Annotated in this window: 21 protein-coding genes; 16 read left to right on the top strand and 5 right to left on the bottom strand. The window is 57.5% G+C overall.

From position 1 onward, the window contains the following. Window positions 1–10: 10 nt before the first annotated feature. A complete protein-coding gene (locus AB8B20_RS19135) occupies window positions 11–652 on the bottom strand; it encodes a response regulator transcription factor (protein ID WP_439074302.1) in 642 nt (213 codons plus the stop codon). A gap of 652 nt (window positions 653–1,304) precedes the next feature. After that, entirely contained in the window at window positions 1,305–1,544 is a 240-nt protein-coding gene (locus tag AB8B20_RS19130) for a DUF3551 domain-containing protein (protein WP_441253331.1), read from the bottom strand. A 605-nt stretch (window positions 1,545–2,149) separates the two neighbouring features. On the opposite strand from AB8B20_RS19130, the gene AB8B20_RS19125 reads away from it, so the two are divergent. Both AB8B20_RS19125 and AB8B20_RS19120 read left to right on the top strand, forming a co-directional pair. Further along, window positions 2,150–3,334, top strand: a complete 1,185-nt coding sequence (locus AB8B20_RS19125) for an efflux RND transporter periplasmic adaptor subunit (RefSeq protein ID WP_439074303.1) — start codon at window positions 2,150–2,152, stop codon at window positions 3,332–3,334. Continuing rightward, window positions 3,331–6,429, top strand: coding sequence for an efflux RND transporter permease subunit (locus tag AB8B20_RS19120; protein ID WP_439074304.1), 3,099 nt, complete (start codon window positions 3,331–3,333; stop codon window positions 6,427–6,429). The genes AB8B20_RS19125 and AB8B20_RS19120 overlap by 4 nt, the downstream gene beginning before the upstream one ends. Before the next feature lie 262 nt (window positions 6,430–6,691). On the opposite strand, the gene AB8B20_RS19115 is transcribed toward AB8B20_RS19120, so the two are convergent. Further along, on the bottom strand, window positions 6,692–6,973 hold the full coding sequence (locus AB8B20_RS19115; protein WP_441253330.1) for a DUF3551 domain-containing protein: 282 nt from the start codon (window positions 6,971–6,973) through the stop codon (window positions 6,692–6,694). A 732-nt stretch (window positions 6,974–7,705) separates the two neighbouring features. Here AB8B20_RS19115 and AB8B20_RS19110 point away from each other — a divergent pair. From AB8B20_RS19110 to AB8B20_RS19050, 13 genes are all read left to right on the top strand, one after another. Then, window positions 7,706–8,491, top strand: a complete 786-nt coding sequence (locus AB8B20_RS19110; protein WP_439074306.1) for an alpha/beta hydrolase — start codon at window positions 7,706–7,708, stop codon at window positions 8,489–8,491. A gap of 99 nt (window positions 8,492–8,590) precedes the next feature. Next, on the top strand, window positions 8,591–10,258 hold the full coding sequence (gene mdcA, locus AB8B20_RS19105; RefSeq protein ID WP_439075004.1) for a malonate decarboxylase subunit alpha: 1,668 nt from the start codon (window positions 8,591–8,593) through the stop codon (window positions 10,256–10,258). 10 nt (window positions 10,259–10,268) lie between these two features. Continuing rightward, entirely contained in the window at window positions 10,269–10,586 is a 318-nt protein-coding gene (gene mdcC / locus AB8B20_RS19100; protein WP_439074307.1) for a malonate decarboxylase acyl carrier protein, read from the top strand. After that, entirely contained in the window at window positions 10,583–11,521 is a 939-nt protein-coding gene (locus tag AB8B20_RS19095) for a biotin-independent malonate decarboxylase subunit beta (protein WP_439074308.1), read from the top strand. The genes mdcC and AB8B20_RS19095 overlap by 4 nt, the downstream gene beginning before the upstream one ends. After that, on the top strand, window positions 11,508–12,233 hold the full coding sequence (gene mdcE / locus AB8B20_RS19090) for a biotin-independent malonate decarboxylase subunit gamma (protein WP_439074309.1): 726 nt from the start codon (window positions 11,508–11,510) through the stop codon (window positions 12,231–12,233). The genes AB8B20_RS19095 and mdcE overlap by 14 nt, the downstream gene beginning before the upstream one ends. Then, window positions 12,208–12,888 carry a malonate decarboxylase holo-[acyl-carrier-protein] synthase gene (gene mdcG, locus AB8B20_RS19085; protein ID WP_439074310.1) on the top strand — a complete coding sequence of 227 codons (681 nt, stop codon included), beginning with the start codon at window positions 12,208–12,210 and terminating at the stop codon, window positions 12,886–12,888. The genes mdcE and mdcG overlap by 26 nt, the downstream gene beginning before the upstream one ends. Continuing rightward, the gene (gene mdcB / locus AB8B20_RS19080; RefSeq protein WP_439074311.1) at window positions 12,885–13,766 is read left to right on the top strand and encodes a triphosphoribosyl-dephospho-CoA synthase MdcB; all 882 of its coding nucleotides are present in this window, start codon (window positions 12,885–12,887) and stop codon (window positions 13,764–13,766) included. Before mdcG ends, mdcB begins: the two co-directional genes overlap by 4 nt. After that, window positions 13,766–14,713 carry an AEC family transporter gene (locus AB8B20_RS19075; RefSeq protein WP_439074312.1) on the top strand — a complete coding sequence of 316 codons (948 nt, stop codon included), beginning with the start codon at window positions 13,766–13,768 and terminating at the stop codon, window positions 14,711–14,713. Before mdcB ends, AB8B20_RS19075 begins: the two co-directional genes overlap by 1 nt. A gap of 10 nt (window positions 14,714–14,723) precedes the next feature. Further along, entirely contained in the window at window positions 14,724–15,662 is a 939-nt protein-coding gene (locus AB8B20_RS19070; protein WP_439074313.1) for an acyltransferase domain-containing protein, read from the top strand. Window positions 15,663–16,263: 601 nt separating this feature from the next. Further along, the gene (locus AB8B20_RS19065; RefSeq protein WP_439074314.1) at window positions 16,264–17,106 is read left to right on the top strand and encodes a helix-turn-helix domain-containing protein; all 843 of its coding nucleotides are present in this window, start codon (window positions 16,264–16,266) and stop codon (window positions 17,104–17,106) included. Between the two features lie 92 nt (window positions 17,107–17,198). Continuing rightward, the gene (locus AB8B20_RS19060; RefSeq protein WP_439074315.1) at window positions 17,199–17,462 is read left to right on the top strand and encodes a DUF3551 domain-containing protein; all 264 of its coding nucleotides are present in this window, start codon (window positions 17,199–17,201) and stop codon (window positions 17,460–17,462) included. Between the two features lie 134 nt (window positions 17,463–17,596). Beyond that, a complete protein-coding gene (locus AB8B20_RS19055) occupies window positions 17,597–17,836 on the top strand; it encodes a DUF3551 domain-containing protein (RefSeq protein WP_439074316.1) in 240 nt (79 codons plus the stop codon). Window positions 17,837–18,219: 383 nt separating this feature from the next. Then, window positions 18,220–18,870, top strand: a complete 651-nt coding sequence (locus tag AB8B20_RS19050) for a YoaK family protein (RefSeq protein ID WP_439074317.1) — start codon at window positions 18,220–18,222, stop codon at window positions 18,868–18,870. A 388-nt stretch (window positions 18,871–19,258) separates the two neighbouring features. Here the strand turns inward: AB8B20_RS19050 and AB8B20_RS19045 are convergent, their stop codons facing one another. Next, window positions 19,259–20,377, bottom strand: coding sequence for a cell envelope integrity protein TolA (locus AB8B20_RS19045; RefSeq protein ID WP_439074318.1), 1,119 nt, complete (start codon window positions 20,375–20,377; stop codon window positions 19,259–19,261). Between the two features lie 70 nt (window positions 20,378–20,447). On the opposite strand from AB8B20_RS19045, the gene AB8B20_RS19040 reads away from it, so the two are divergent. After that, the gene (locus AB8B20_RS19040) at window positions 20,448–20,681 is read left to right on the top strand and encodes a helix-turn-helix domain-containing protein (protein ID WP_439074319.1); all 234 of its coding nucleotides are present in this window, start codon (window positions 20,448–20,450) and stop codon (window positions 20,679–20,681) included. A gap of 189 nt (window positions 20,682–20,870) precedes the next feature. Here the strand turns inward: AB8B20_RS19040 and AB8B20_RS19035 are convergent, their stop codons facing one another. Continuing rightward, window positions 20,871–21,353, bottom strand: coding sequence for a recombinase family protein (locus AB8B20_RS19035; protein ID WP_439074320.1), 483 nt, complete (start codon window positions 21,351–21,353; stop codon window positions 20,871–20,873). Window positions 21,354–21,503: the final 150 nt, after the last annotated feature.

Here is a 21,503-nt window from a genome sequence, read left to right as displayed (position 1 = left end):
GGATCGGGTGCTATTTAGCGTTGCGCACGGCAGGGTCAGCGCCAACAAGTTCTGCCATGCGCACAAGTGATGCGAAAGTCTTTGCATCCATCTTTCGCATGACTCTACCGCGATGGATCTTCACCGTGATTTCGCTCAGACCAAGTTTCGCTGCAATCTGCTTATTGAGAAGGCCGGATGTCGCAAGCAACATGATCTCACGCTCGCGATGACTTAGCGTGCTGTACCGGGCCCTCAGATCAGCGTGCCCCGTCCTCTCAAGTCGCGATTTGCGGTCGCGCTCAACCGCTCCGGCGACAGCGTCAAGCATATCTTGATCCCGAAATGGTTTGGCCAGGAAGTCAACTGCGCCGGCCTTCATGGCGCGAACCGTCATTGGCACATCACCATGGCCAGTCATGAAGACAATCGGAGTAGGCGCTCCGAGCGTTAACAGCTGCTCCTGGAAATCGAGTCCGCTGACCATCGGAAGACGAATATCCAAGACGAGGCAATTCACTCGATCAAGAATCTCGGTCTCTAGGAGCTCGGCTACGTTCGAATTAAGGCGAACGTCATAACCGACCGATCGTAGTAGGCTCCCTACTGCGTTCTGCACAGCTGGCTCATCGTCGATTACCACAATCAACGGTGCAACGACTTCACTGCGCATGTGATGGTCCTACGAGATGCCTGCCAAGAACCGGCCTCGTTCGATACCGATATACCTTAGCATGGAGGGCGAGGCCCAAGGTGTCACAATTCTCAATCACGGTAGAATATCCCAAGAGAAAACTATGGCTCACGATAGTGGTCGACAAACCGGTTTTAATCAGAGTCGATCTCGACAGAAGAGGATATCGTGTTTTCTCACTCACATTATTGGAAGCCAATCCATAACGCCGACAGCGAACCCGACGCTTGCGCTGTCGCACCCCGCAAACATGGTACAGATAGGGGTACGCCCGACTCACGGTCAAAATCGCAGTTCGCAAGGCACCGAGAGGCCATCAGACGGGCGAGACGATGGATTGTCGCTATCTACTCAATTGCATTCATTGCTCTCATGTGCACGAGTAGCGGGTCTATCGCACTAGATAGAGCGCTGTGTTGGATTGCTGACCCGCGAAGAAATTTCAATACAATGCGACCCGTAACGATCCCTTCGGCAGCATACTTTAGGGTCGATCCCAGTGAGACCCAATCTCGGCGGTCGGCATTAAACCGTTCCATCCTTGCCCTATAAGCCGTGTCGATCCAGAAAATCGACGGCGACACAAATCGAGTTTCCTTCTTTAGATCTGCACCGACCCGACAAGAGCTAGCTACCGACCAATTGAATATGATTTTGGCGATTTCTTGCTATCTGATGTTAGCTTAGGATTAACAGAGCAATCTGCCCCACGACCGGATGCGCTCGCCATGCATTGCTTCAACGTATCGAAATGACAGCGTGGCGTATCTCCCGGTCCATTGATGCACCATTTGTAGGTTCTTGCGCTCGCGGCTGAAGCGACAAGAGGCAAGAATCCAGCGACAAGCGCCATTGTGAACAGCTTTCTCATGTATTCCCTCATGGGTAAAACAGCCGGCCAGAGCACGCGGCGCTCGCAAGGTACATTTCATCTCGCAAGAAGATTTCCCATTAGCTGCTGCATTTCATTTGTGAACGACGCTTTTGCTAAGTGTCCTAGGCGAAAGTTGGCGAGATTAGGCAGAATGGGATCCGTCGCGACCCATGATGCACTCGCTGCCCAGTGATCGCGCTGGATAAATAGTTTAGGTCAATAGACGCCGGCGTGAGGCGGCGTCTCTTCGAGATTTGGCAGTTTTCGGCGAGCGGCCCAATTCGAATTGGCGCCGAATTACTCGCGGTCGCTCCGCGATAAAGTCGAGTGCGAAACTACCAAACCGTCGATGAGACACGTCGGTCTCGTCGATAGCGCCAAAATTGTCTGGTAGAACGCAAGTTTCCATTTTGAACGATGCCATGATGGGCTTGCGTGGAATAGTTGTAGCAAGCTGCCAGAATACGGGTGCAATAAGGCAACAAGCATTCTCCGACGATACGGTGGATGCAGCGAGGAGGGCGCAAAGGCGTCCGACGTAATCTGCGTTGGAGAAATATGAGAACGCAGTCCACACATCGTGTCGATTGAATGAGGCGACGATGAATCGTTCTGCATGGGTTGCACTCGGAATTCTGGCGTCCGGCATTGTAGGCGGATCAGGCGTTGCTGTGCTGTTTACGGAAAGCCAGAAGGAGCGATCTCTGGAAAGCAAAGTCAACGTTGACGTAGTTCCCGTCGTATCCGCAACGGTGCGTGATGGCGCTGTTCCAATCTACCTGAGGGGCGTTGGCACTATTGTCGCTTACAATACAGTTGTTGTCAGAAGTCAGATCCAGGGCGAGCTAGTAAGGATCAATTTCAAGGAAGGACAAGAGGTTAAGCCAACCGAAGTACTCGCAGTGATCGACGCCAAGCCGTACCAGGCGCGGCTCGATCAGATGATTGCTAACAAAGCACGCGATCAGGCCGAGCTTAAGAATGCTCAGACAAATCTTGATCGATCGACCCAGCTCGTAAGCAAGGGATTTGCGACACAGCAGTTGTTGGACTCACAAACAGCGCAAGTAACGCAGCTTCAGAACACAGTGGCATCAGACGAAGCGCAAATTGAGCAAGCGCAAGTTCAGCTGGGCTACACGACGTTAAGATCTCCGATATCGGGCATTACAGGGATCAGACAGATCGATATTGGAAATATTATTCATCCAAGTGACGCGAATGGCCTAGTGACCGTTACTCAAATTGAGCCGATTTCGTTGATTTTCACACTGCCCGAGGTCGAGCTAACACGGCTGCAAAGCCACATGAGCGCAGTCAACGGGCTTTCTGTTCTTGCCTTCAGTCAAGACGATAAGGTTTTACTTGATGAAGGAAAGGTGGAGCTGATCAACAATGAGATCATTCAAACGACTGGTTCCATCGAGTTAAAAGCCACCTTTCCGAATCTGTCACACCGTTTATGGCCGGGGCAGCTCGTCAATGTTCGCTTGCTCCTGGAAACGCTGCCCAGCGGACTTACAATCGCTGCCTCCGCAGTACAACGGAATCAGAACGGGCCATACGTCTATATCGTCAAGAGCGACCTGACGGTCGAAACGCGCCCAGTCACAGTTTCGCAGATTGTGCAGGGACAAGCGCTACTCTCGTCAGGTGTCAAGGCAGGTGACCGGATAGTCATCGATGGCCAATACCGGCTTCAGCAGGGCAGCGCCATTCGTGAGCTCCATGGCAAGGCCGCTCAGGAAGCGGTCTCGCAAAGTTCGGTTGAGAAAGAAATCCCGTGAATCTTTCAGCGCCATTCATCCAGCGGCCGATTGCGACCGCGCTGCTGATGTTCGGTGTGCTGTTGGCGGGCATTGCGACATATCCTTTGCTTCCCGTAGCTGCGCTGCCAAATGTCAACTTCCCAACTATTCAGATATCCGCCCAACTGCCCGGAGCGAATCCGCAGACTATGGCGTCTTCGATCGCCACCCCATTGGAGCAGCAACTCAGCCAGATCCCGGGCGTGACGCAACTTACGTCGACCAGCGCACTCGGGGTGACCACAATTATTGCTCAGTTCGAGCTGTCGCGCAGTATTGAGAGCGCTTCAGTTGATGTGCTCGCAGCCATAAACGCGGCCAGTCCCTATCTTCCCCAAACTCCATACCCGCCGACGATTCGAAAGGTCAATCCGGCAGTTCCACCAGTCCTTCTGCTGGCTCTTACATCCGACACCCTTCCCTTAACAACCGTAGATGCCTACGCCGAGAACATCCTGATTCCAAAGATCTCTCAAGTTCCAGGAGTTGGTCTCGTCGGGATAGGCGGCCAGCAGAAGCCTGCGATCCGAATTCAAGTCGATCCTCAGGCGCTAGCTGCCAGGAACATCAGCCTGGAAGACGTGCGAGCCGTGATCGGGCAAGCCAACGTCAATTTGGCAAAGGGTACGCTTAACAGCCCGCGGCAAACATACACGCTCAGCACCAATGATCAGCTTCTAAGTCCAGCTCAATACGACTCGTTGATCATTACCTACCGGAACGGATCTCCGGTGCGGATTCGTGACATCGGGACGGCGGTCGATGGGCCCGAGAACGATCTGCTCGCTGGCTGGTTTAATCACAACCGTGCGATCGTCGTGGCTGTGCAACAGGTTCCCGGCGCTAACGTCATTGAAACAGTCGATCGCATTAAGAAACTACTTCCAACTCTTGAGGCATCGATTCCGCCTGGTATCAAGCTATCGATCGCGTCTGATCGCACCACGACCATTCGTGCTGCTGTCGCCGACGTCCAGTTCACACTTGTTTTGACGATAGTACTTGTCGTGATGGTGATCTTTATCTTCCTCCGGAATCTGTGGGCGACGATCATCCCGGCAATCACTGTTCCGCTAGCTCTTATAGGTACGTTCGCCGCGCTGTACCTCCTGGGTGGTAGTCTCGATAATCTCTCGCTAATGGCGCTGTCTATCGCTGTTGGATTCGTCGTTGATGATGCCGTCGTCGTCATCGAGAATATCGTCAGGCATATCGAGGAGGGGCTCTCGCCAATGGAGGCGGCCATGAAAGGTTCGGCGGAAATAGCCTTTACAATCGTCTCCATCACATTGTCTTTGATCGCCGTTTTTATCCCCCTCTTTTTGATGCCGGGGTACGTGGGAAAGCTATTTCACGAATTTGCACTGACAATCTCCGTATCGCTGGTTCTGTCGCTGATCATCTCTCTGACCTTGACGCCAATGATGTGCGCCCGGCTTCTGCGGTCCGACAAAGGAAGAGCACATGGGCGTAGTTACCTATTGTTCGAGCGTACGTTTGACGCGATCCAGGATCTTTATGCGCGCGGCCTAACGCAAGTAATGCGCCACCATTTCGCGACATTGATCGTGATGTTCGGAACGATAGGACTGACCGGTTGGCTTTATATTGTCGTTCCGAAGAGTTTTTTCCCCCAAGAAGACACAGGCCTAATTCAGGGAATCACCGAGGCTTCGGAGGACATTTCATTCGCTGCGATGTCCGAGAGGCAGCAGGCCATTGTCAACGTCCTATTGAAGGATCCCGCTGTAGAGAATGTCAGTAGCTATATCGGACCAGGGGGGCCGACGGCGACTCTAAATCAAGGGCGCGTTTTCATTGTACTGAAACCGGAGAGCCAAAGAAGCGCGAGCGCTGACGAGATTATCGCTCGTCTGAAGCCTAGACTTGCGAATATACAGGGAATTCGCCTGTTCATGCAGTCAGCGCAGGACATCACTGTAGGAGCGCGGCTCTCAAAGACGCAGTATCAATATACATTGACGGATGCTGATGCGGATGAACTCTCTCGGTGGGCGGATATTTTTCTCGAAAAGCTCAAGCAAGTCTCTGAGATTACCGATGTCGCCAGTGATCAGGCAAACGCCGGCCCCTTGCTGAATATCGAAGTCAATCGAGATGCTGCTTCAACACACGGTATTCTTCCCGCCACAATTGACAACACGCTCGACGACGCGTTCGGACAACGTATCGTGTCAACTATATACACGTCGTTGAATCAGTATCACGTCATTCTCGAGGTGGCGGCTCGCTTTCAATACGGGCCGGAAGCGTTGAACGACATCTATCTGGGTGGTAACGATGGTCAGCAGGTACCCCTAAGTACTCTTGTCAGAACAAGCGTCGGAACGTCTCCAATCGTTGTCAACCACCAAAACCTGTTCCCGTCCGTGACGATCTCATTCAATCTTAGGCAAGGTGCAGCGTTGGGCGATGCGGTTCGAGCGATCGCAGACGTCGAGAAATGGGCGGGCAAGCCTAAATCGCTGTCCACGGCGTTTCAGGGAAACGCTCAGGCGTTCGAAACCTCTCTCGCCGGCACGCCGATGCTGATAGGTCTGGCGTTGATCGTGATATATCTCATTCTCGGCATTCTCTATGAGAGTCTTATTCACCCTCTTGCCATTCTCTCGACTTTGCCATCTGCCGGCATAGGAGCGTTACTGATGCTCATGGCAGTAAAAATGTCATTGAGTGTTATCGCTATAATTGGAATCATTCTTTTGATCGGCATCGTCAAGAAGAACGGAATTATGCTTGTTGACTTTGCTATTCAGAAAGAACGTAGCGGCCAGACCCCGGAACAGGCAATCTATCAAGCCTGCATTGTACGCTTTAGGCCCATTCTAATGACCACGATGGCCGCCCTTCTAGGGGGCGTTCCGTTGATGTTGGGCTCAGGAACAGGCTCCGAACTTCGTCAGCCGCTCGGCTATACGATAGTCGGGGGACTTATTCTCTCCCAGATGCTTACGCTCTTCACGACGCCAGTTGTGTACGTGTATCTCGGACGATTAAGAAGATGGAGATCACCGAGCGAAGCGATTGACGCAGTTGAAAACGACAAGGCGTAGTTGTTCTCGCAGCCGGCGGCCGGCCTATGCGTCAATGCATATTAAAGAATAAATCGTCTTGACGCGCGCGTGCTGCGATCCGACTGATTGGCGGGACGTCAGACCCTTTGACGGTAACAATGAAAGGGTGATGAGTGTGGACATAGAGCGAGAGGGGAGCTCGTTGTCTAAATGCTCCCCTCAGTACGCTATCCACGAGAAAAAATGTAGTGAAGGAAAGTCGCAGGTGGCGGCTGCGACGTTGCTGGATAGCAGCCGGATTCTATCGATCGTGTCGAGTGTGATGCACGACGAGCTCCGCTCTGGCATTGTCTGTGGGACGAAAGTCAACATTGCCAACACAATCGCCGTTCGATCCAACGGTAGATGCCACGCATTGCTGATAACTGGAAAAATTGCAGTTCCCCACGAATGAGTTTTCTCCATTGGGACCACTTTGGGCGACGCAATACGCAGCGCCCGCAGCGGCCGCAGGTGACATTAATGTAGCGGCAGTCGCGCCGGAAAGGCTCGCCAACAAGATGATCTTTAGATGAAGTGTCATATCCGATCTCCTAGGGTTTGAGTTCTGAGCAGGGTGCACCCGAAGTGTAGTGTACTGACGAGCAGCTCCGCGCATAGGAGCGCTGAAACGCCAATTGTACAAAACTAAGGTTTAAGCGGGTCGCTCTGGGCGAACCGCGCGAAATGACCGGAAGTACAATTCCATAAGCTAGGTAGCAGCAGGCGACTCATCCTGAGTGACACCCATGCGCCCGCGGCGGAAGCGCAGTATTTCGGAAAGGCAAGACTTTGAGAGCATAAGGTGCAGCGGTATCACCTTGAAGGCGTCGACGAGGCGGTCTCTGCGATCTCGACCGGGTAATCGGTTCTGATACTTACGATAGCGCGGTGAGGGACATATTGCACCGCGTTCATCGCGTGTCCTTGCCTGGATGGAACGTCCGCACGGCGATAGATGCGTAATCGCTGTAGCTGGATCTTCGCAGCTCGTTCAACCACGCAAGGCCGCACGCCGCTTGTACGTTGCCGTCGGCGACACCGAAGATGCACAAGTGCAGGAAATCCGTCCGTCGCGCACCGTCGAGGACCCGTCGGAATTGTCGCAAGTTGTGTCCGTGAAGTACGGTCTTGACGGGTATTACGATATTGGCATTCGAGAAGCTGTGTAACGGCGCGACGTGCGTGCAAAAATGAAACCAGGCTCTCGTTGAGAAAATACGGCACAGGATCACAGCGCTAGGTTCGCATCACTCAATCAGTGGAGCGATCTGACATGACCAATGTTAAAACCGGGCTGGCCTTTGCGGCAGCCATCTCAGTGCTGTCGACGGTCGCCCCGGCGAAAGCCGAGACGATCAAGAATGTCGTTCTGGTTCACGGCGCGTGGGTCGATGCATCCGGCTGGAAGCCGGTTTACGAAATCCTGACAAAGGAGGGATTTCACGTCACCATGGTGCAGGAGCCGGAGACCTCGTTCACCGACGACGTCACCGCTGCAAAGCGTGTGCTCGACCTCCAGGATGGCCCGACGCTGCTTGTCGGCCATAGCTACGGCGGATCGATCATCACGGAAGCCGGTATTCATCCCAAGGTGGTCGGACTCGTCTATGTTGCTGCTCATGCGCCAGACGTTGGTGAGGACGAATCGGCGCTCGGCAAGAAGACGCCGAGCGTGCTCGCAAAGACCGAAGGCGCTATCAAGCTAACGCCGGACAATTTTACCTACCTCAATCCGGTCGTATTCCCGAAGCTTTTCGCACCCGATCTACCACGTGAGCGAGCCGAGTTCGCCGCGCGCTCGCAGGTGCTGGCTGCTTCCAAGGTGTTCAGCACGCCTCTCACCGCGGCTGCGTGGAAGACCAAGCCGAGCTGGGGAATCGTCGCCGGTGCCGATCAGATCATCAACCCGGATCTCGAGCGCTGGTACTATGCGCGCGCCAAGAGCCAGACCACGGTCATCCCCGGCGCAAGCCACTCGGTCTACGAGTCGCATCCCAAAGAAGTGGCTGCCGTGATCGCCGATGCCGCTCGCAATGCCGAGAAGTCGACAGCCCGCTGACCAAAATCATTCACACGCACACACCGTTCTGGCGCAGGTCGCTGCGATATCGTCGCCAGAAGGGTGATTTGGGCCAGACAAGGATTTGAACACATGTTGATGTCCGTGAATGCCGGAAGAGAGATCAACTGGCAACGCCAGCGTGAGGCGCGCGATGCGCGGCTGGAGGCCGGTGCGAAGTTTGCGCGCGGGAAGATCGTAGATGCCCGCGATACCACGCAATTGATGGAAGCCGTGATCCAGCCAGGCGACCGCGTCTGCCTGGAAGGCGACAACCAGAAGCAGGCGGACCATCTCAGCCGTGCGCTGCTCGCCGTCGATCTAGCTAAGGTGAATGACCTTCACATGGTGCAGTCCGGCGTGGTCCTCCCCGAGCATCTCGATCTGTTCGAACGCGGCGTCGCAAAGAAGCTCGATTATGCTTACTCCGGACCGCAATCCGAGCGTATCGCGCGAATGCTGTTCGGCGGCAAAATCGAGCTCGGCGCGGTGCATACTTATCTGGAGCTGTTTGCACGCTATTTTATCGATCTGACGCCGAATGTCGCGTTGATCGCGGCGGTCAGCGCGGATCGTGAGGGCAATCTCTATACCGGCCCCAACACGGAAGACACGCCCACCGTAGTGGAGGCGACCGCGTTTAAGGATGGTGTCGTGATCGCACAGGTCAACGAGATCGTCGAAAAGGTTCCGCGCGTCGACATACCCGCTGATCGTGTGCACTTCATCGTCAAGTCAGACAAGTCGTTTTTCGTCGAGCCGCTTTTCACACGCGATCCCGCGGCGATCACCGAAGGACAGATCCTTACTGCTATGCTCGCCATCAAAGGCATCTATGGGCCTTACGGCGTGCGGCGCCTCAATCACGGGATCGGGTTCAGCACCGCTGCGATCGAACTCCTTTTGCCGACATTTGGTGAGGCGCTTGGCCTGAAGGGCAAGATTGCCAGCCACTTCGCGCTCAATCCGCATCCGGCGCTGATACCCGCCATCGAGTCCGGCTGGGTGCAGCAGATCCATTCGTTCGGATCAGAGGTCGGAATGGATGAATATATCCGAGCTCGATCCGACATCTACTTCACGGGGGCTGACGGGTCACTTCGTTCCAACCGCGCGTTCTCACAGACGGCGGGTCTCTACGCCACCGACATGTTCATCGGTTCGACGCTGCAGATCGATCTGCAGGGCAACTCGTCCACTGTGACGACGTCGCGGATCGCGGGCTTCGGCGGCGCCCCGAACATGGGCTCCGATGCGCGTGGACGCCGACACCCAAGTGCGCCTTGGTTGAGAGCCGGTGCTGAAGCCGATCCCGAAAGTTCGGCATTGCTGCGCCGTGGTCGCAAGCTGGTGGTGCAGATAGGCGAGACGTTTGGCGATAAGAACGTGTCGCTGTTCGTCGAAAAGCTCGACGCGATCGAGCTTGCGGAGAAGCTGAAGCTCGATCTCGCACCGGTCATGATATACGGCGACGACGTCACCCATATCGTGACGGAAGAGGGCATCGCCAACCTGTTGCTGTGCCGTAATCTCCAGGAGCGCGAGCAAGCTATTCGCGGTGTCGCGGGCTACACCGACGTCGGCCGTCGGCGTGATCGCAATATGGTCGATCGCTTACGACAGCGCGGCGTGATCCGTCGTCCTGAAGACCTCGGCATCAATCCGCTCGACGCCGATCGCAGCCTGCTAGCGGCGCGGTCCATCAAGGATCTCGTGCATTGGTCCGGCGGGCTATACGCGCCGCCGTCAAAATTCAGAAACTGGTGAGGAGAGCGTCGTGGAAGACCTCAATTATCAACATCTCGCAACCACGCGTGCCGGTGGCACCAAACGATCCGCAATCATAGGCGTGGTGGCTTCCGGAAATCTGGAGGTGCTCGTGGAGCGCGTTCTGCCTGACGCCGAATGCCTGGTCGAGATCAAGACCGCGGCGGTCGGGTTCGGCGATGCCTGGACTGCTGTCATCGCAGATTTTGTGGAGCGCTATTCGCCGGGCGGATTGAAGTTCTCGATCAATGACGGTGGGGCGCGACCGGATACGGTATCGCTCCGTCTCGCCCAGGCATTGCGTTTGATCGAGGAGGACGTGCGATGAACGCGCCGCTGCAGAACATGAGCACCGATGAGCGCGCACGCGCGACCAGCTTTAACGAAGCATCCGCGCGGACACGGCTCGACCTGCTGCTAGACCCCGGCAGTCTGGTCGAGATTATCGGCCCAGGAGATCGCGAGATCAGCCCGCATCTCGCCATCTTCAACCTGCCGGAGCAGTTCGACGACGGCATTGTCGTGGGGCGCGGCAGTCTCAATGGTGCGCCGGTCTTCGTAGCCGCGCAAGAAGGCCGCTTTATGGGCGGCGCATTCGGCGAGGTACACGGCGCCAAGCTCACGGGCCTGCTGCGTGCCGCGCGCGATATCGGATCGATCCCGGTGTTGATCCTGTTCGATACCGGCGGCGTGCGCCTGCAGGAAGCAAATGCGGGCGAACTGGCGATCGCCGAGATCATGCGCGCCGTCGTCGAGGCGCGGCTGGCGGGGGTTAAGGTTATCGGCCTGATCGGGGGTCGATCTGGATGCTATGGCGGGGGCGGCCTTATCGCGGGCTGTTGCTCGGCGCTGGCGGTGTCCGAGTCGGGTCGCATTGCGGTGTCGGGTCCAGAAGTGATCGAGACCAATCGCGGCGTCGAGGAATTCGATTCGCGCGATCGCGCATTGGTCTGGCGCACCATGGGCGGCAAGAACCGCCGCCTGCTCGGAGCGGCTGATATCTTCACCGAAGATACCGTGCACGGGTTTCGAAAGGCGGCGCTGCGACTGATCAGCCTCATCGGACCGCTCACTATCGACAAGTTGCAGGCGGAGCAACGCCGCCTAGCCGATCGTTTGCGTGACTTCGGAACCTGCCCGGATGCCATCGATATCTGGGCGGCAGAGGGGATTATCCAGGCCAGCGATGTTCCGGAATATCCTGCAGACCAGTTCATTGCCATCGCCAACACGATCGGGAGGACTAGCCGTGACGCTCGCTGACATTCTCACATCCCTCTTTCCCGGTGGACACAAAGTCAACAACGACAACGGCGTCGTGTCGGGATCGGCAACGCTGCGATCAGGTGCCGATGCCCCTGTCATCGGCGTCGCAAACCGGATCCCGCTCGGTATCGATGAGGCTATCAGGCTCTCCGCAAAAGTTCTCAATGCCATCGAGGATCACAGCGATGGCCCGATCTTTGTGCTGGTCGACAGTGACAGTCAGCGGATGAGCAAACGCGACGAGATGCTGGGGCTCAACGAGTTCCTAGCGCATCTCGCAAAGTCGCTGATCTATGCCGACTTGCATGGCCGCCCGACGATCGGGATCCTGTACGGCCACTCTGCCGCTGGCGCACTGCTGGCGACCGGCCTCGCGACGCGAGTGCTGGTCGGTATACCTGGCGCAACACCGGCGGTGATGGATCTGCCGTCGATGTCGAAGGTCACCAAACTGTCGATTGAGACCTTGCAAGAAAAGGCACAGTCCACGCCGGTTTTCGCGCCGGGCCTGTCGAACCTCGCACGCATGGGCGCGATCCACGTGACTTGGGACGATGCGGCGCCGCTTGCGAATCAGCTCGACGCACTGCTGGCCGATCTGCCGGATGTGCATGATCGGCGCGATGTGCTTGGCCGGGACCGCGGCGGACGCTCGAAGGCCCTCGAAATAGCGGAGCGCGTTCGTGAGCAAGCGTTGCAAGTGCGTTGAGGCGCCGGCGCGCCGTCACGATCTCGTCTTCGTCAGCCCCCGCGGCTGGCAGGCGATATTTGCGAGGCGTGATGACCTTGCGTCCGATGCGCTGATCGCGCGCTGGGCGAGCGAAGGGTGGCCGACGATCAGGCGGCGCGCGTTGCCGGATGAGACGTCCGGCTTGCCCTTGGGACTGCCTTTGCCTCCGTCCGCCGGCAAGCGACGCGTGTCACTTCTATCGGAGCACGACGACATCTTCTCGGTCGTGCGGCCGCCGTCGTTGCACGACGCGTTCGCCTGCGCGCCGCCGCCCTGGCGCGCGACGCTCGAGAAACTCGGCGAGTTCGCCAACCGCAACGCTATCGATGTGCGGGTGTACGGAAGCCTCGCCTGGCGCGCGCTGACCGGACTCGAATATGTCACCAACCGCTCAGATCTCGACCTACTGTTCGGTATCCGCCCCGAGACCGACCTCGATCGTTTGACGGCCGAATTGGCCGACATCGAGACCGCCGCGCCGATGCGGCTCGACGGCGAATTGATGCGCGAAGATGGCCCAGCCGTGAACTGGCGCGAGTTTCACGGCGGCACAGCGCAGGTTCTGGTGAAAAGCCTCGATGGAATCGCTCTGGTCGATCGCTATCGCTTTCGCTCAGGGAGATCGCTGTCATGACCGCGGTTCGCGCATATGAATTGCAGCAGACGCAGCATAGTAAGGCGCAGACGCGTTACCCTACCGGCGCGATCGGCGACAACGCGGCGCGATGTTTGCTGTTGGAGCTGGAGACCTGGCCAAAACCGGGACTTGTGAGCCATGTCGACAATGGCAGCCACAACGACATGGATGCCGACACCTTCCGGCGCAGCGCCGCGGCGATTAAGCCGTATTTCCAGCGGCTCGCGGATGCAGCAGCGAAAGGCTGCGATATGGGCCGGCTGCGGATCATTGGCATTGAGGCCGAAGCCGCGATGCTCGCGGCGACCTCTGGAGTCAACACCCATCGCGGAGCCATCTTCGGTTTGGGCCTTCTGTGCGCGGCTGCCGGCGCAAGAGCGTCAGGTCTGGTCGACCCCGGACTCTCGCTCGGCGCCGTAGTCTCAACGCTGTGGGGCAGCAGCATCGTCGGTGGTCCGGTGATGCTGCATAGCCACGGCAGCAATGTGCGGCGCAAGTTCGGTGCAGGCGGCGCGCGTGTCGAGGCCGCGCAGGGATTTTTGAGCGTATATCAGGTCGGGCTGCCGGCTCTCATTAGAGGACTTCGCGCCGCGCCTTCAGACGCACAAGCCGCGCGGATCGAGGCTTGCTTCGCTCTGATCGCAGCCGTTGAGGATACCAATATCCTGCACCGTGCCGGAAAGGATGGCCTTCGCTTCGCGCACCGGAGCACGCGGCACTTTCTCGACATGGGCGGCGTGCACAGGCCCGACTGGCGTGACCATGCACAACGCATCCACGAGGCGTTTGTCGCCCGGCGCCTAAGCCCCGGCGGATCCGCGGATCTACTCGCCATGACGCTGTTCGTAGCCGCCCAGGAAGGGGTCAATCAATAATGTCCAACCCAATTGTGATGGCCCTGGTGCCGATCTTCTTCGTGCTCTTGCTCGGCTATGCCGCCGGCAGGATTCGCATCGTCGACAATCATCACGTCGAGGGGCTTAATGCCTTGGTAATGGACTTCGCGCTTCCGGCATCACTCTTCGCGGCAACGGCTTCGGCGCCGCGAGGTGAGATGATCGCGCAGGGGCCGCTGTTCGTGGCGTTCGGGCTTACAATGCTGATCCTGTTCGCCGTGTGGTTCTGGGGCGTGCGCTCGGTATTTAGCGTCTCCAAATCCGACGCATCGCTTCAGGCGTTGACGATCAGCTTTCCAAACCTCGCAGGCGTGGGCTTGCCGATCGTCGCTTCCGTGCTTGGGCCGAAGGGGGCGGTTCCGATTGCCGTGGCACTCGCGGCAGGCTCGATCCTGATCAGCCCGCTCTCATTGATCATCGTCGAAATCAGCGCCAACAAGGATCGCGGTGTCGCGATGTCAACCAGACAGATCCTTGGAGCGGTCCGGCGTGCGATCACCAAGCCGGTGATCTTGGCGCCCGCGCTCGGGATCCTGTTGTCGCTATCCGGCTTCGAGTTGAACGCGCTTGCGCATAGCTGTCTCATGTTGATCGGCAGTGCCGCCGCCGGCGTTGCGCTGTTCGTCACGGGGTTGGTGCTGTCGGCACAATCGTTTAAGCTCGACTGGAAAGTCGTCGCCGCGACCGCCGCATCGGATATCATGAGACCATTGCTGGCTGCAGCGATCGTCTATCTCTGTCCGATTTCGTCCGAGGCGGCGAAGACGGCCATTCTTCTGGCAGCCGTGCCGTCCGGCTTTTTCGGAATTCTGTTTGCCGTCAACTATCGATTGGACTCTGCAACCACGGGCTCCATGGTCATTGCCAGCACGGTGTTCAGCATTGTGACCCTGGCGACCGCCATCCTCGTGCTGTTTCCTCACTAGAAGGCCTGCCATGACGCTGGCGATCCTATGTTCGGGGCAGGGCCGACAGCATGCCGAGATGTTTGCCCTGACGGGCACCGCGCCCAGCGCCGCGGATATCTTCGCGCACGCGTCAGGCCTGCTCGGCTGCAGCGACGTCCGTGAATTTGTCCGTGGCGCTTCCAATGAGGCCGTGCATCGAAATCGCGCCGGCCAGATCCTATGCACCACGCAAGCGCTAGCAGCGGCCGCAGCGCTGGAAGATGCGCTGGCCGGTCGGGTCATAGTCGCTGGCTACAGCGTCGGCGAGGTAGCCGCTTGGGGCGTTGCCGGCGCAATCGTTGCACGCGATACACTCGATCTCGTGGCCGATCGAGCGGATGCCATGGATGCCAGTACAATACCCGGCGATGGATTGCTGTTCCTGCGCGGCCTGCCGCGCAGCACCATTGATCACCTGTGCGATCGCCACGGTGCATCGATCGCCATCGTGAATCCTGGTGACGCCTTCGTTATTGGTGGAAGCCGTATCATGCTGCAGGCGGTTGCCGCGGACGCCAAAGCCTTACACGCCGCGGGCATCGTCGATCTGCCCGTGGAAGTTGCCTCCCACACCAAACGGCTGATAGGGGCGTCGACGGTGTTCCGACATCGTCTGACGCGGGTGTCCGCGACATTTCCGCCGCGCGGCGATACACGCATTCTCAGCGGCATCGATGGCGCGTCCGTCGTCGCGCTGGGCGCCGGCTTTGACAAGCTGGCGGCGCAGATATCGCAAACGGTGCATTGGGCGAGCTGCCTGCAGGGCTGCATTGAAGCCGGTGCCACGGCCTTCCTCGAACTCGGACCTGGCCATGCGCTGAGCAACATGGTGGCGGGCACATGGAGTGACATGCCAGCACGGGCGCTTGATGATTTCAGGAGCCTTCAGGGTGTCCGTGATTGGCTGGCGCATTACGCGCCGTCGTAGCGCGTGGAGTGCCCCTGTCCGACCGCCGGTCTCTGATCTCAATCAATGGCCCCAACGCCTACCGCAGTCGTAAGGAGTCCGAAACCTGCCTTATCCAGCTCCTGGCCACGACACTGCAATGAAGAGGATCGCCACTGAGACTGCGCCGTCGACAGCACCTCCGACCCGAACCAACTCGTGTAGAGCGCCGGCAACGTCCCGCGCCGCACGGGCAGGTCGAATGCGCACGACAGCGGAGCAACCCGGGGTCGTCAGGAAAACTGGCTGAAGCACGGAGTTTTGGTGGCGGTACATTGCAGCGACATATGTCCAGGGTACCGATGGAAATTCCGTCGGGCAATCGCGTGGGCAACGTGACCTGGCGGCGGGACAGGTATTTTCACTGCGTAGAGCAGCTGGGAAGCACTCGCGAGCTTGGCAGGTGCCGCCATCAGCGCGACGTAAAGGACCACATACGAGAGTATGTATTTGCGAAACCCAGATCCTACCGATTTACCCGCCCGTAGAATAGCGGAGGCCGGTACGCCGACTATTGTCACCTCACAACCTTTGAACGCGTCAGCACGTCGTGTTGAAGGAAAATGGGTGAGGAGGTCGTTTCATGTTGATGCAGATCGCAGACGCGCAAGGCTCCCGCAACACCGTCGCAGATTTTCCGCTGCGCGACCTGATGGCGCTCAATCCCCCTGAACTCAGGAAGGTCGCAACCGCCGGCCATGTGCCGGATGGCGGCATCACGCTCTCCCTGGCACATCTCGACGTTGATCTGGCTTTCACGGCAGACACCGGCAAGGGCGAGCAAAGAAGGCATGGCGCCCGCGCCTTCCAGGTCTTCGCCAGTCGCCCGGCATCCAATTTGAGTAATGAAGTTGATGTCGGTGCGCCCATCGACGATCCCGTCATGCAGCGTCTGGCTGAAGCGCTAACGCTAATGGAAGCCGTCGACGATATGCACTCCGCAGTCTGCGCAGATGCGCTGCGCCTTGCGATACTGACTCGGCAATGCAGCCGCGGCACGCAGCTCACTCGTGGCATCGCGACGCGACGGGAATTTGGCCCGGCCCGCAACGCGCGTTCGCTACAGCCATGGCGCCTCAAGCGGGTGCTCGATTTTATCGACAAGAATCTATCCGCCAGGCTAACGTTGCAGGATCTCGCCACCGTTTCCGGTCTAAGCCGAATGCATTTTGCTGCACAATTTCGCACTGCCGTCGGTGTGCGCCCGCATGAATACTTGCAGCAGCAAAGGATCCGGTACGCCGAGGAGTTGCTGAAGCAGGCGACGATCCCAATCGTCGAAGTGGCGTTGACCGTCGGCTTTCAATCCCAGGCGCATTTTACGACGGTGTTCAAGCGCATTGCGGGCACGACGCCGTCGCATTGGCGCAATCGATTCATCCTGCAGGCAACGCCGCTGCCTCGCGCGTCTTCTTCGTGGGATTAGAGAATTTGGCGGTTGTTCGGGAAGAGACGACGCCAGCGGATCTGACACGATGAGGATCGTCGGAAATCTATCCGCGATTCAGGGAGTGCACCATGCGATATGCGCTGTGTTTTTCTGCCATCGGACTAGCCGCTGCGACGTTCCTGCTATCGTCGGCAGATGCGGCTGTAACCTACCCGTACTGCATCAAGAGCCCCGAGGGCGGTGGCTGCTGGTACGAAAACTACGAACAATGCCGCGCGTCAGCCGTAGGTACTGGGCGCGAGTGCTTTATCGATGCCTCATTGGTAGCTGCGCGCCGGGTGACGGGCAGGAGTAGGCTATGGAATGGACCTGTTTATCTGCAGGTTGAATAATTCTCAATTGCCGAATGCGAACCGCAAGACCGTGTGATTCAAGAATAGCAAGAGCTCTCTCGAAAGATGTGCGTAAATTTCGCTGGCTTAATGTGCTGCAGCCGAACTAGTTCACATACGCAAGGAGTTTAACGATGCGATACGCAATTCTCGGCCCGGCCATTGTAATGGCGGCTTTCGGAATGTCCTTCTCACAAGTCGCTGAGGCGGCGGTGAAATACCCGTACTGCATTGAGGGAAGCGATTCCATCGGATGCTGGTACAAGACGCTCGCACAGTGCCGCGAGTCAGCGGCTGACACCGGTAGGGATTGCATCGTCAATCCGAAGTTGGATCTCGCCAATCGAGCCAAGGCCATGCAGGCCTTCGACTGAAACGTACGTGATCGTTCTGGCCGCCGAGCGAATGTGCGCAACCGATAACGCGTGACGTGCCTCCATTCCCGACAGAAAAGGCAAAATAGATGCAAGACGCCATTCAACATCGGAGTGCCGAGCCCGGCCTGTATGACGCCACCGTTTTCCGTGTCGATGTGTCCCACGATCCAGTTGTCGAGGGTTTGACCTCGGCGCTTGCTGCGCGCGAGCGTGAGAACGGGAGCGGGTCGGATGGCATCTGGCTCGCGGTTGCATCGCGCTTGGTCGACCTGCAGATGGCAGTGCGAACTAATGGCATCCGAAACAGCACTTCGGTAAGTCGTTCGGCAATCCGCCGATAGCTCACCGGAAGCTCCTCGCACTCCGCGCATGAAGGACGGATGATGCTGCCGGTGGTCGTGTTTGACCTGATCATGACGATTGTCGCGGGCTTCCTAGACGCAATCGGATTCACTTATCTATCGGGGCTCTATGTGTCGTTCATGAGCGGCAACAGTACCGGTCTCGGCGTGGCACTGGCTCACCATAAGACGGACATCGCGCTTGGCAGCGCCACCGTAATCGGCAGTTTCCTATTCGGCACATTTGCGGGCTCGCTGCTGGTCGCCGATCGTGGATCTGCCGCGACGTCGACCGTTTTGGCCATCGAGGCAATACTGCTGCTCCTGTCGTCTGTTTTGATCGAGCATATCGCGGGTGCTGCAGGTCTCGTCCCGGTCTGCGTGGCGATGGGCATGCAGAACACCGTGCCGCGAGCGATCGCGGGCGTCGAGATCGGCAGAAGTTACATCACGGGCGCGCTGTTCGGTCTCGGAAAGGCGCTGGCGCTGTCGATCCGCGATCGTCGGCATCTTCGGGTGGCTGCCGCGCATGCCAGCTCATGGATGGCGCTGATCGTCGGCGCGACTTCCGGTACCTTGGCGCTAGGTGCATTTGGGGTGGCCATCTGTTTGATGATTGGCGTTGCGGGGATTCTCGCAGCAATGGTCTTGGATGGATATTCGCGGGCCAAAGTTCTCACAGGTCTTTGATGCAACGAAATAACGTGTGATCGAAATAGAGCGCAGCAGTGCCCGCATCGACCTTGAAGAGAACAGTTATTCATCCAACTAACGGCTCTTTTCACGACTGATGGCGCAGCCAAATCTACTCGTCGGCCGGTAGAAACAAATGCCGTGAGAGGACCTTTTGAACAACGGAATCTGTGGCTCGATCGCGCGCTAGTTGACCAGGAAAACCAGCATCTCGGCGGATCCATAGCACTGTCGGCAGCCAGATGCTCGGCGACAGGCCGAGGGGGTCTGCCGTGGCGGCGCACTACGAGGTCCCCCCGTTAACAGCGCTCCTAATAAGATATAAGGACCTCTCATTAACAGAGAAGAGAAGTGTCTGTACCTTAGTGCGCCGGCATTCCGGCAATCAATTACGCCGCTCAGAAAAGACCGGCTCGAACCGTTGCCATGCGGCGTAATCTTTGGCCGGCAATGCATATGGTTGGCACCGTATGATCGCCTGAAGCGCGTTCTGATGGTATGATTTTGAATATGGCGAGTTCACAGGGCTTAGAATCGTGGGTTGACCATCCAATGATCCATCCGGCTTTAATTTGACGGCGAACTTAGCCTCCATATTGGGTGAATTGAATTCCGGTGGGGGCTTGATCCAGCATCGGCCCATCTGCCTTGCGAATAGCATTCCCCATGGTTGGGCATTGGATTGCGTCGAGGGAGATCCTGAAGGTGCAGTGGCGGGGATGGGAGAAGGAAGGGAGTCCGCTAACTTAGTGCTAGGCATTGGGGTCGTCCCCGCACTTTGCGGCTTTGCGGTCTGTTGCCACCCGAGCCAAGCTGCTCCAGCGCCGAGTAAACCTAGAACCGAGCACACAATGTAAGTGTTCAATCTGCGCCGCAATCGCCGCGATGATATATACCCAGACAGAACGGGGTCATTTGTTGCTGGCCCCCACGATATGCCTTTGTCGGTGGAGACAAGGACATTCCGCGAAAACTGCTTTGCTTTGATGAACCCCGAGATCTGCCGGCCGGAAAAAGGGCCGTGTACAGCCTCATCCGAGAAAATGTGCCACTGCATATCAAGGGGTACACGGACATCCGCCTCCGCTGCGCTCAGGCTGTCGTGAACCAAAGCGCCTTGTTGGGCTTCATTGGCGAACGCTGAGGCACCAGCAGTTCTACGATCATCGGATCGCCAATCATTGTCTTCCACGATTCCAAATCGCTTGGCCGCCCTGCCGCCGATGATCTCGATAAGGTGAGAGCCAGCCCAGAATGCAAAAGTCATGATCGAGACGATGATCGTCAATGATCCACCCAGTCGAAGCATCTCGTAGGGGTCGTTCTTGATTGGAAATCCATGCAGATCACGACCTGTGCCAGCGACGAAGACGGCAATAGCGCCTCCGACAACCAGCAGGATTGTCAGGATACCCATGGTCTTCCGGAGCCCGGGGAAAAGGGTAAGGACCCCCATGATAATGAAACCGTTGAGCGCGCTTCCTTCTGCCTTCTCAGTGGTCATTAGAAATCACCTAAATAAAAGAGGCTTTAAAGCCGTGGGCTAATATACCACAGTCTTTCATGTTCGGTAGATGGATTTACGCCCCATTTTTGCTGGCAATTTAAAAAGAATACGAGCTGCTCAGGGCATTTCGCAGGAGCAGTTGGCGCATGATGCTGAGGTCGATAGAGCCTATTTGAGCCGGATTGAACGGTCAGTGACCTACGTGGGTCTCGAGATTATCGGCAGGCTGGCTGATGTCCTGAGGGTCGACCCCGTCGAGTTTCTTGCACCGATTCCGAAGGGCAGCCGGCGCGCCAAATAAGTCTGCTGCGATGCGGGGTGGCGGTCTAGCGGCGGCCAGCAGGGCATCGCCAAAGGTGCCAGATTGTCACCGGTTTTTCGGTCTAGATGTCCGCCGAAAAGGGCCTTCGGCGATTGGCGCGAAACACGGCGATTCGGCTTTGATCGAGGCAGGGCACCTTTTCAGCCTCCCGCGGCTTACGCGGGTGGACTAAATTTTCTCAATCACCCGCTTGACCTGCGTAGCGCCCCATTCCGAGCCGCGAGCGGTTTTCAAGCCTCGCGCATTCAGAGCCGCTGCCACGCCGGTCAGTGTGGAAATGCCCGTCCCCTGAATTTGGCGTATGACCGGCAACAGGTTCGCTGCGAACCGGCCGGCTTGGGCCGTTCTTACGGTCCTAGATCGAGCTTGAGCAACCTCTAGGTTGATACGATTTCCCAGACGGATGCCCCTTCTCTTGGCCGCTGCTAAAGCTGAGCGGGTCCGTTGAGAGATCATCTCCCGCTCATGCTCAGCCACAGCGCTTAGAATGTGAATGGTAAGCTTGTTGGCATGAGGCATATCGACGGCCGTAAAATCGACCCTTGATTCCATCAAGTTCGCAATGAAGGCAACGTTTCGAGAAAGACGATCCAGCTTCGCAATCACGAGCGTGGCACGGTGCTTCTTTGCCAGTTTGACCGCTTCGGCCAACTTGGGCCGCTCTGATCGCTTGCCGCTCTCCACCTAAGTGAATTCAGCAATGAGTTTCAGAGACCGCTCGGCCAGGTAACCGATGAAGCGTTGCTCAACCACTTCTATCAAGTGGCGATTCCGATAGGACTCATGCCCCACAAGCGTGCG

Source organism: Tardiphaga sp. 866_E4_N1_4 (assembly GCF_052076075.1).
GTDB lineage: Bacteria > Pseudomonadota > Alphaproteobacteria > Rhizobiales > Xanthobacteraceae > Tardiphaga > Tardiphaga robiniae.
This window is presented reverse-complemented; position numbering and strand designations above follow the sequence as displayed.

Coding starts and splice junctions, on each gene's coding strand:
- AB8B20_RS19115 (WP_441253330.1), bottom strand. CDS start 6,973: ATGACACTTCATCTAAAGATCATCTTGTTGGCGAGCCTTTCCGGCGCG.
- AB8B20_RS19055 (WP_439074316.1), top strand. CDS start 17,597: ATGCGATACGCAATTCTCGGCCCGGCCATTGTAATGGCGGCTTTCGGA.
- mdcB (WP_439074311.1), top strand. CDS start 12,885: ATGACCGCGGTTCGCGCATATGAATTGCAGCAGACGCAGCATAGTAAG.
- AB8B20_RS19045 (WP_439074318.1), bottom strand. CDS start 20,377: ATGACCACTGAGAAGGCAGAAGGAAGCGCGCTCAACGGTTTCATTATC.
- AB8B20_RS19065 (WP_439074314.1), top strand. CDS start 16,264: ATGTTGATGCAGATCGCAGACGCGCAAGGCTCCCGCAACACCGTCGCA.
- AB8B20_RS19095 (WP_439074308.1), top strand. CDS start 10,583: ATGAACGCGCCGCTGCAGAACATGAGCACCGATGAGCGCGCACGCGCG.
- AB8B20_RS19110 (WP_439074306.1), top strand. CDS start 7,706: ATGACCAATGTTAAAACCGGGCTGGCCTTTGCGGCAGCCATCTCAGTG.
- AB8B20_RS19135 (WP_439074302.1), bottom strand. CDS start 652: ATGCGCAGTGAAGTCGTTGCACCGTTGATTGTGGTAATCGACGATGAG.
- AB8B20_RS19125 (WP_439074303.1), top strand. CDS start 2,150: ATGAATCGTTCTGCATGGGTTGCACTCGGAATTCTGGCGTCCGGCATT.
- AB8B20_RS19050 (WP_439074317.1), top strand. CDS start 18,220: ATGATGCTGCCGGTGGTCGTGTTTGACCTGATCATGACGATTGTCGCG.
- AB8B20_RS19040 (WP_439074319.1), top strand. CDS start 20,448: ATGGATTTACGCCCCATTTTTGCTGGCAATTTAAAAAGAATACGAGCT.
- AB8B20_RS19075 (WP_439074312.1), top strand. CDS start 13,766: ATGTCCAACCCAATTGTGATGGCCCTGGTGCCGATCTTCTTCGTGCTC.
- AB8B20_RS19060 (WP_439074315.1), top strand. CDS start 17,199: ATGCGATATGCGCTGTGTTTTTCTGCCATCGGACTAGCCGCTGCGACG.
- AB8B20_RS19070 (WP_439074313.1), top strand. CDS start 14,724: ATGACGCTGGCGATCCTATGTTCGGGGCAGGGCCGACAGCATGCCGAG.
- AB8B20_RS19130 (WP_441253331.1), bottom strand. CDS start 1,544: ATGAGAAAGCTGTTCACAATGGCGCTTGTCGCTGGATTCTTGCCTCTT.
- mdcA (WP_439075004.1), top strand. CDS start 8,591: ATGTCCGTGAATGCCGGAAGAGAGATCAACTGGCAACGCCAGCGTGAG.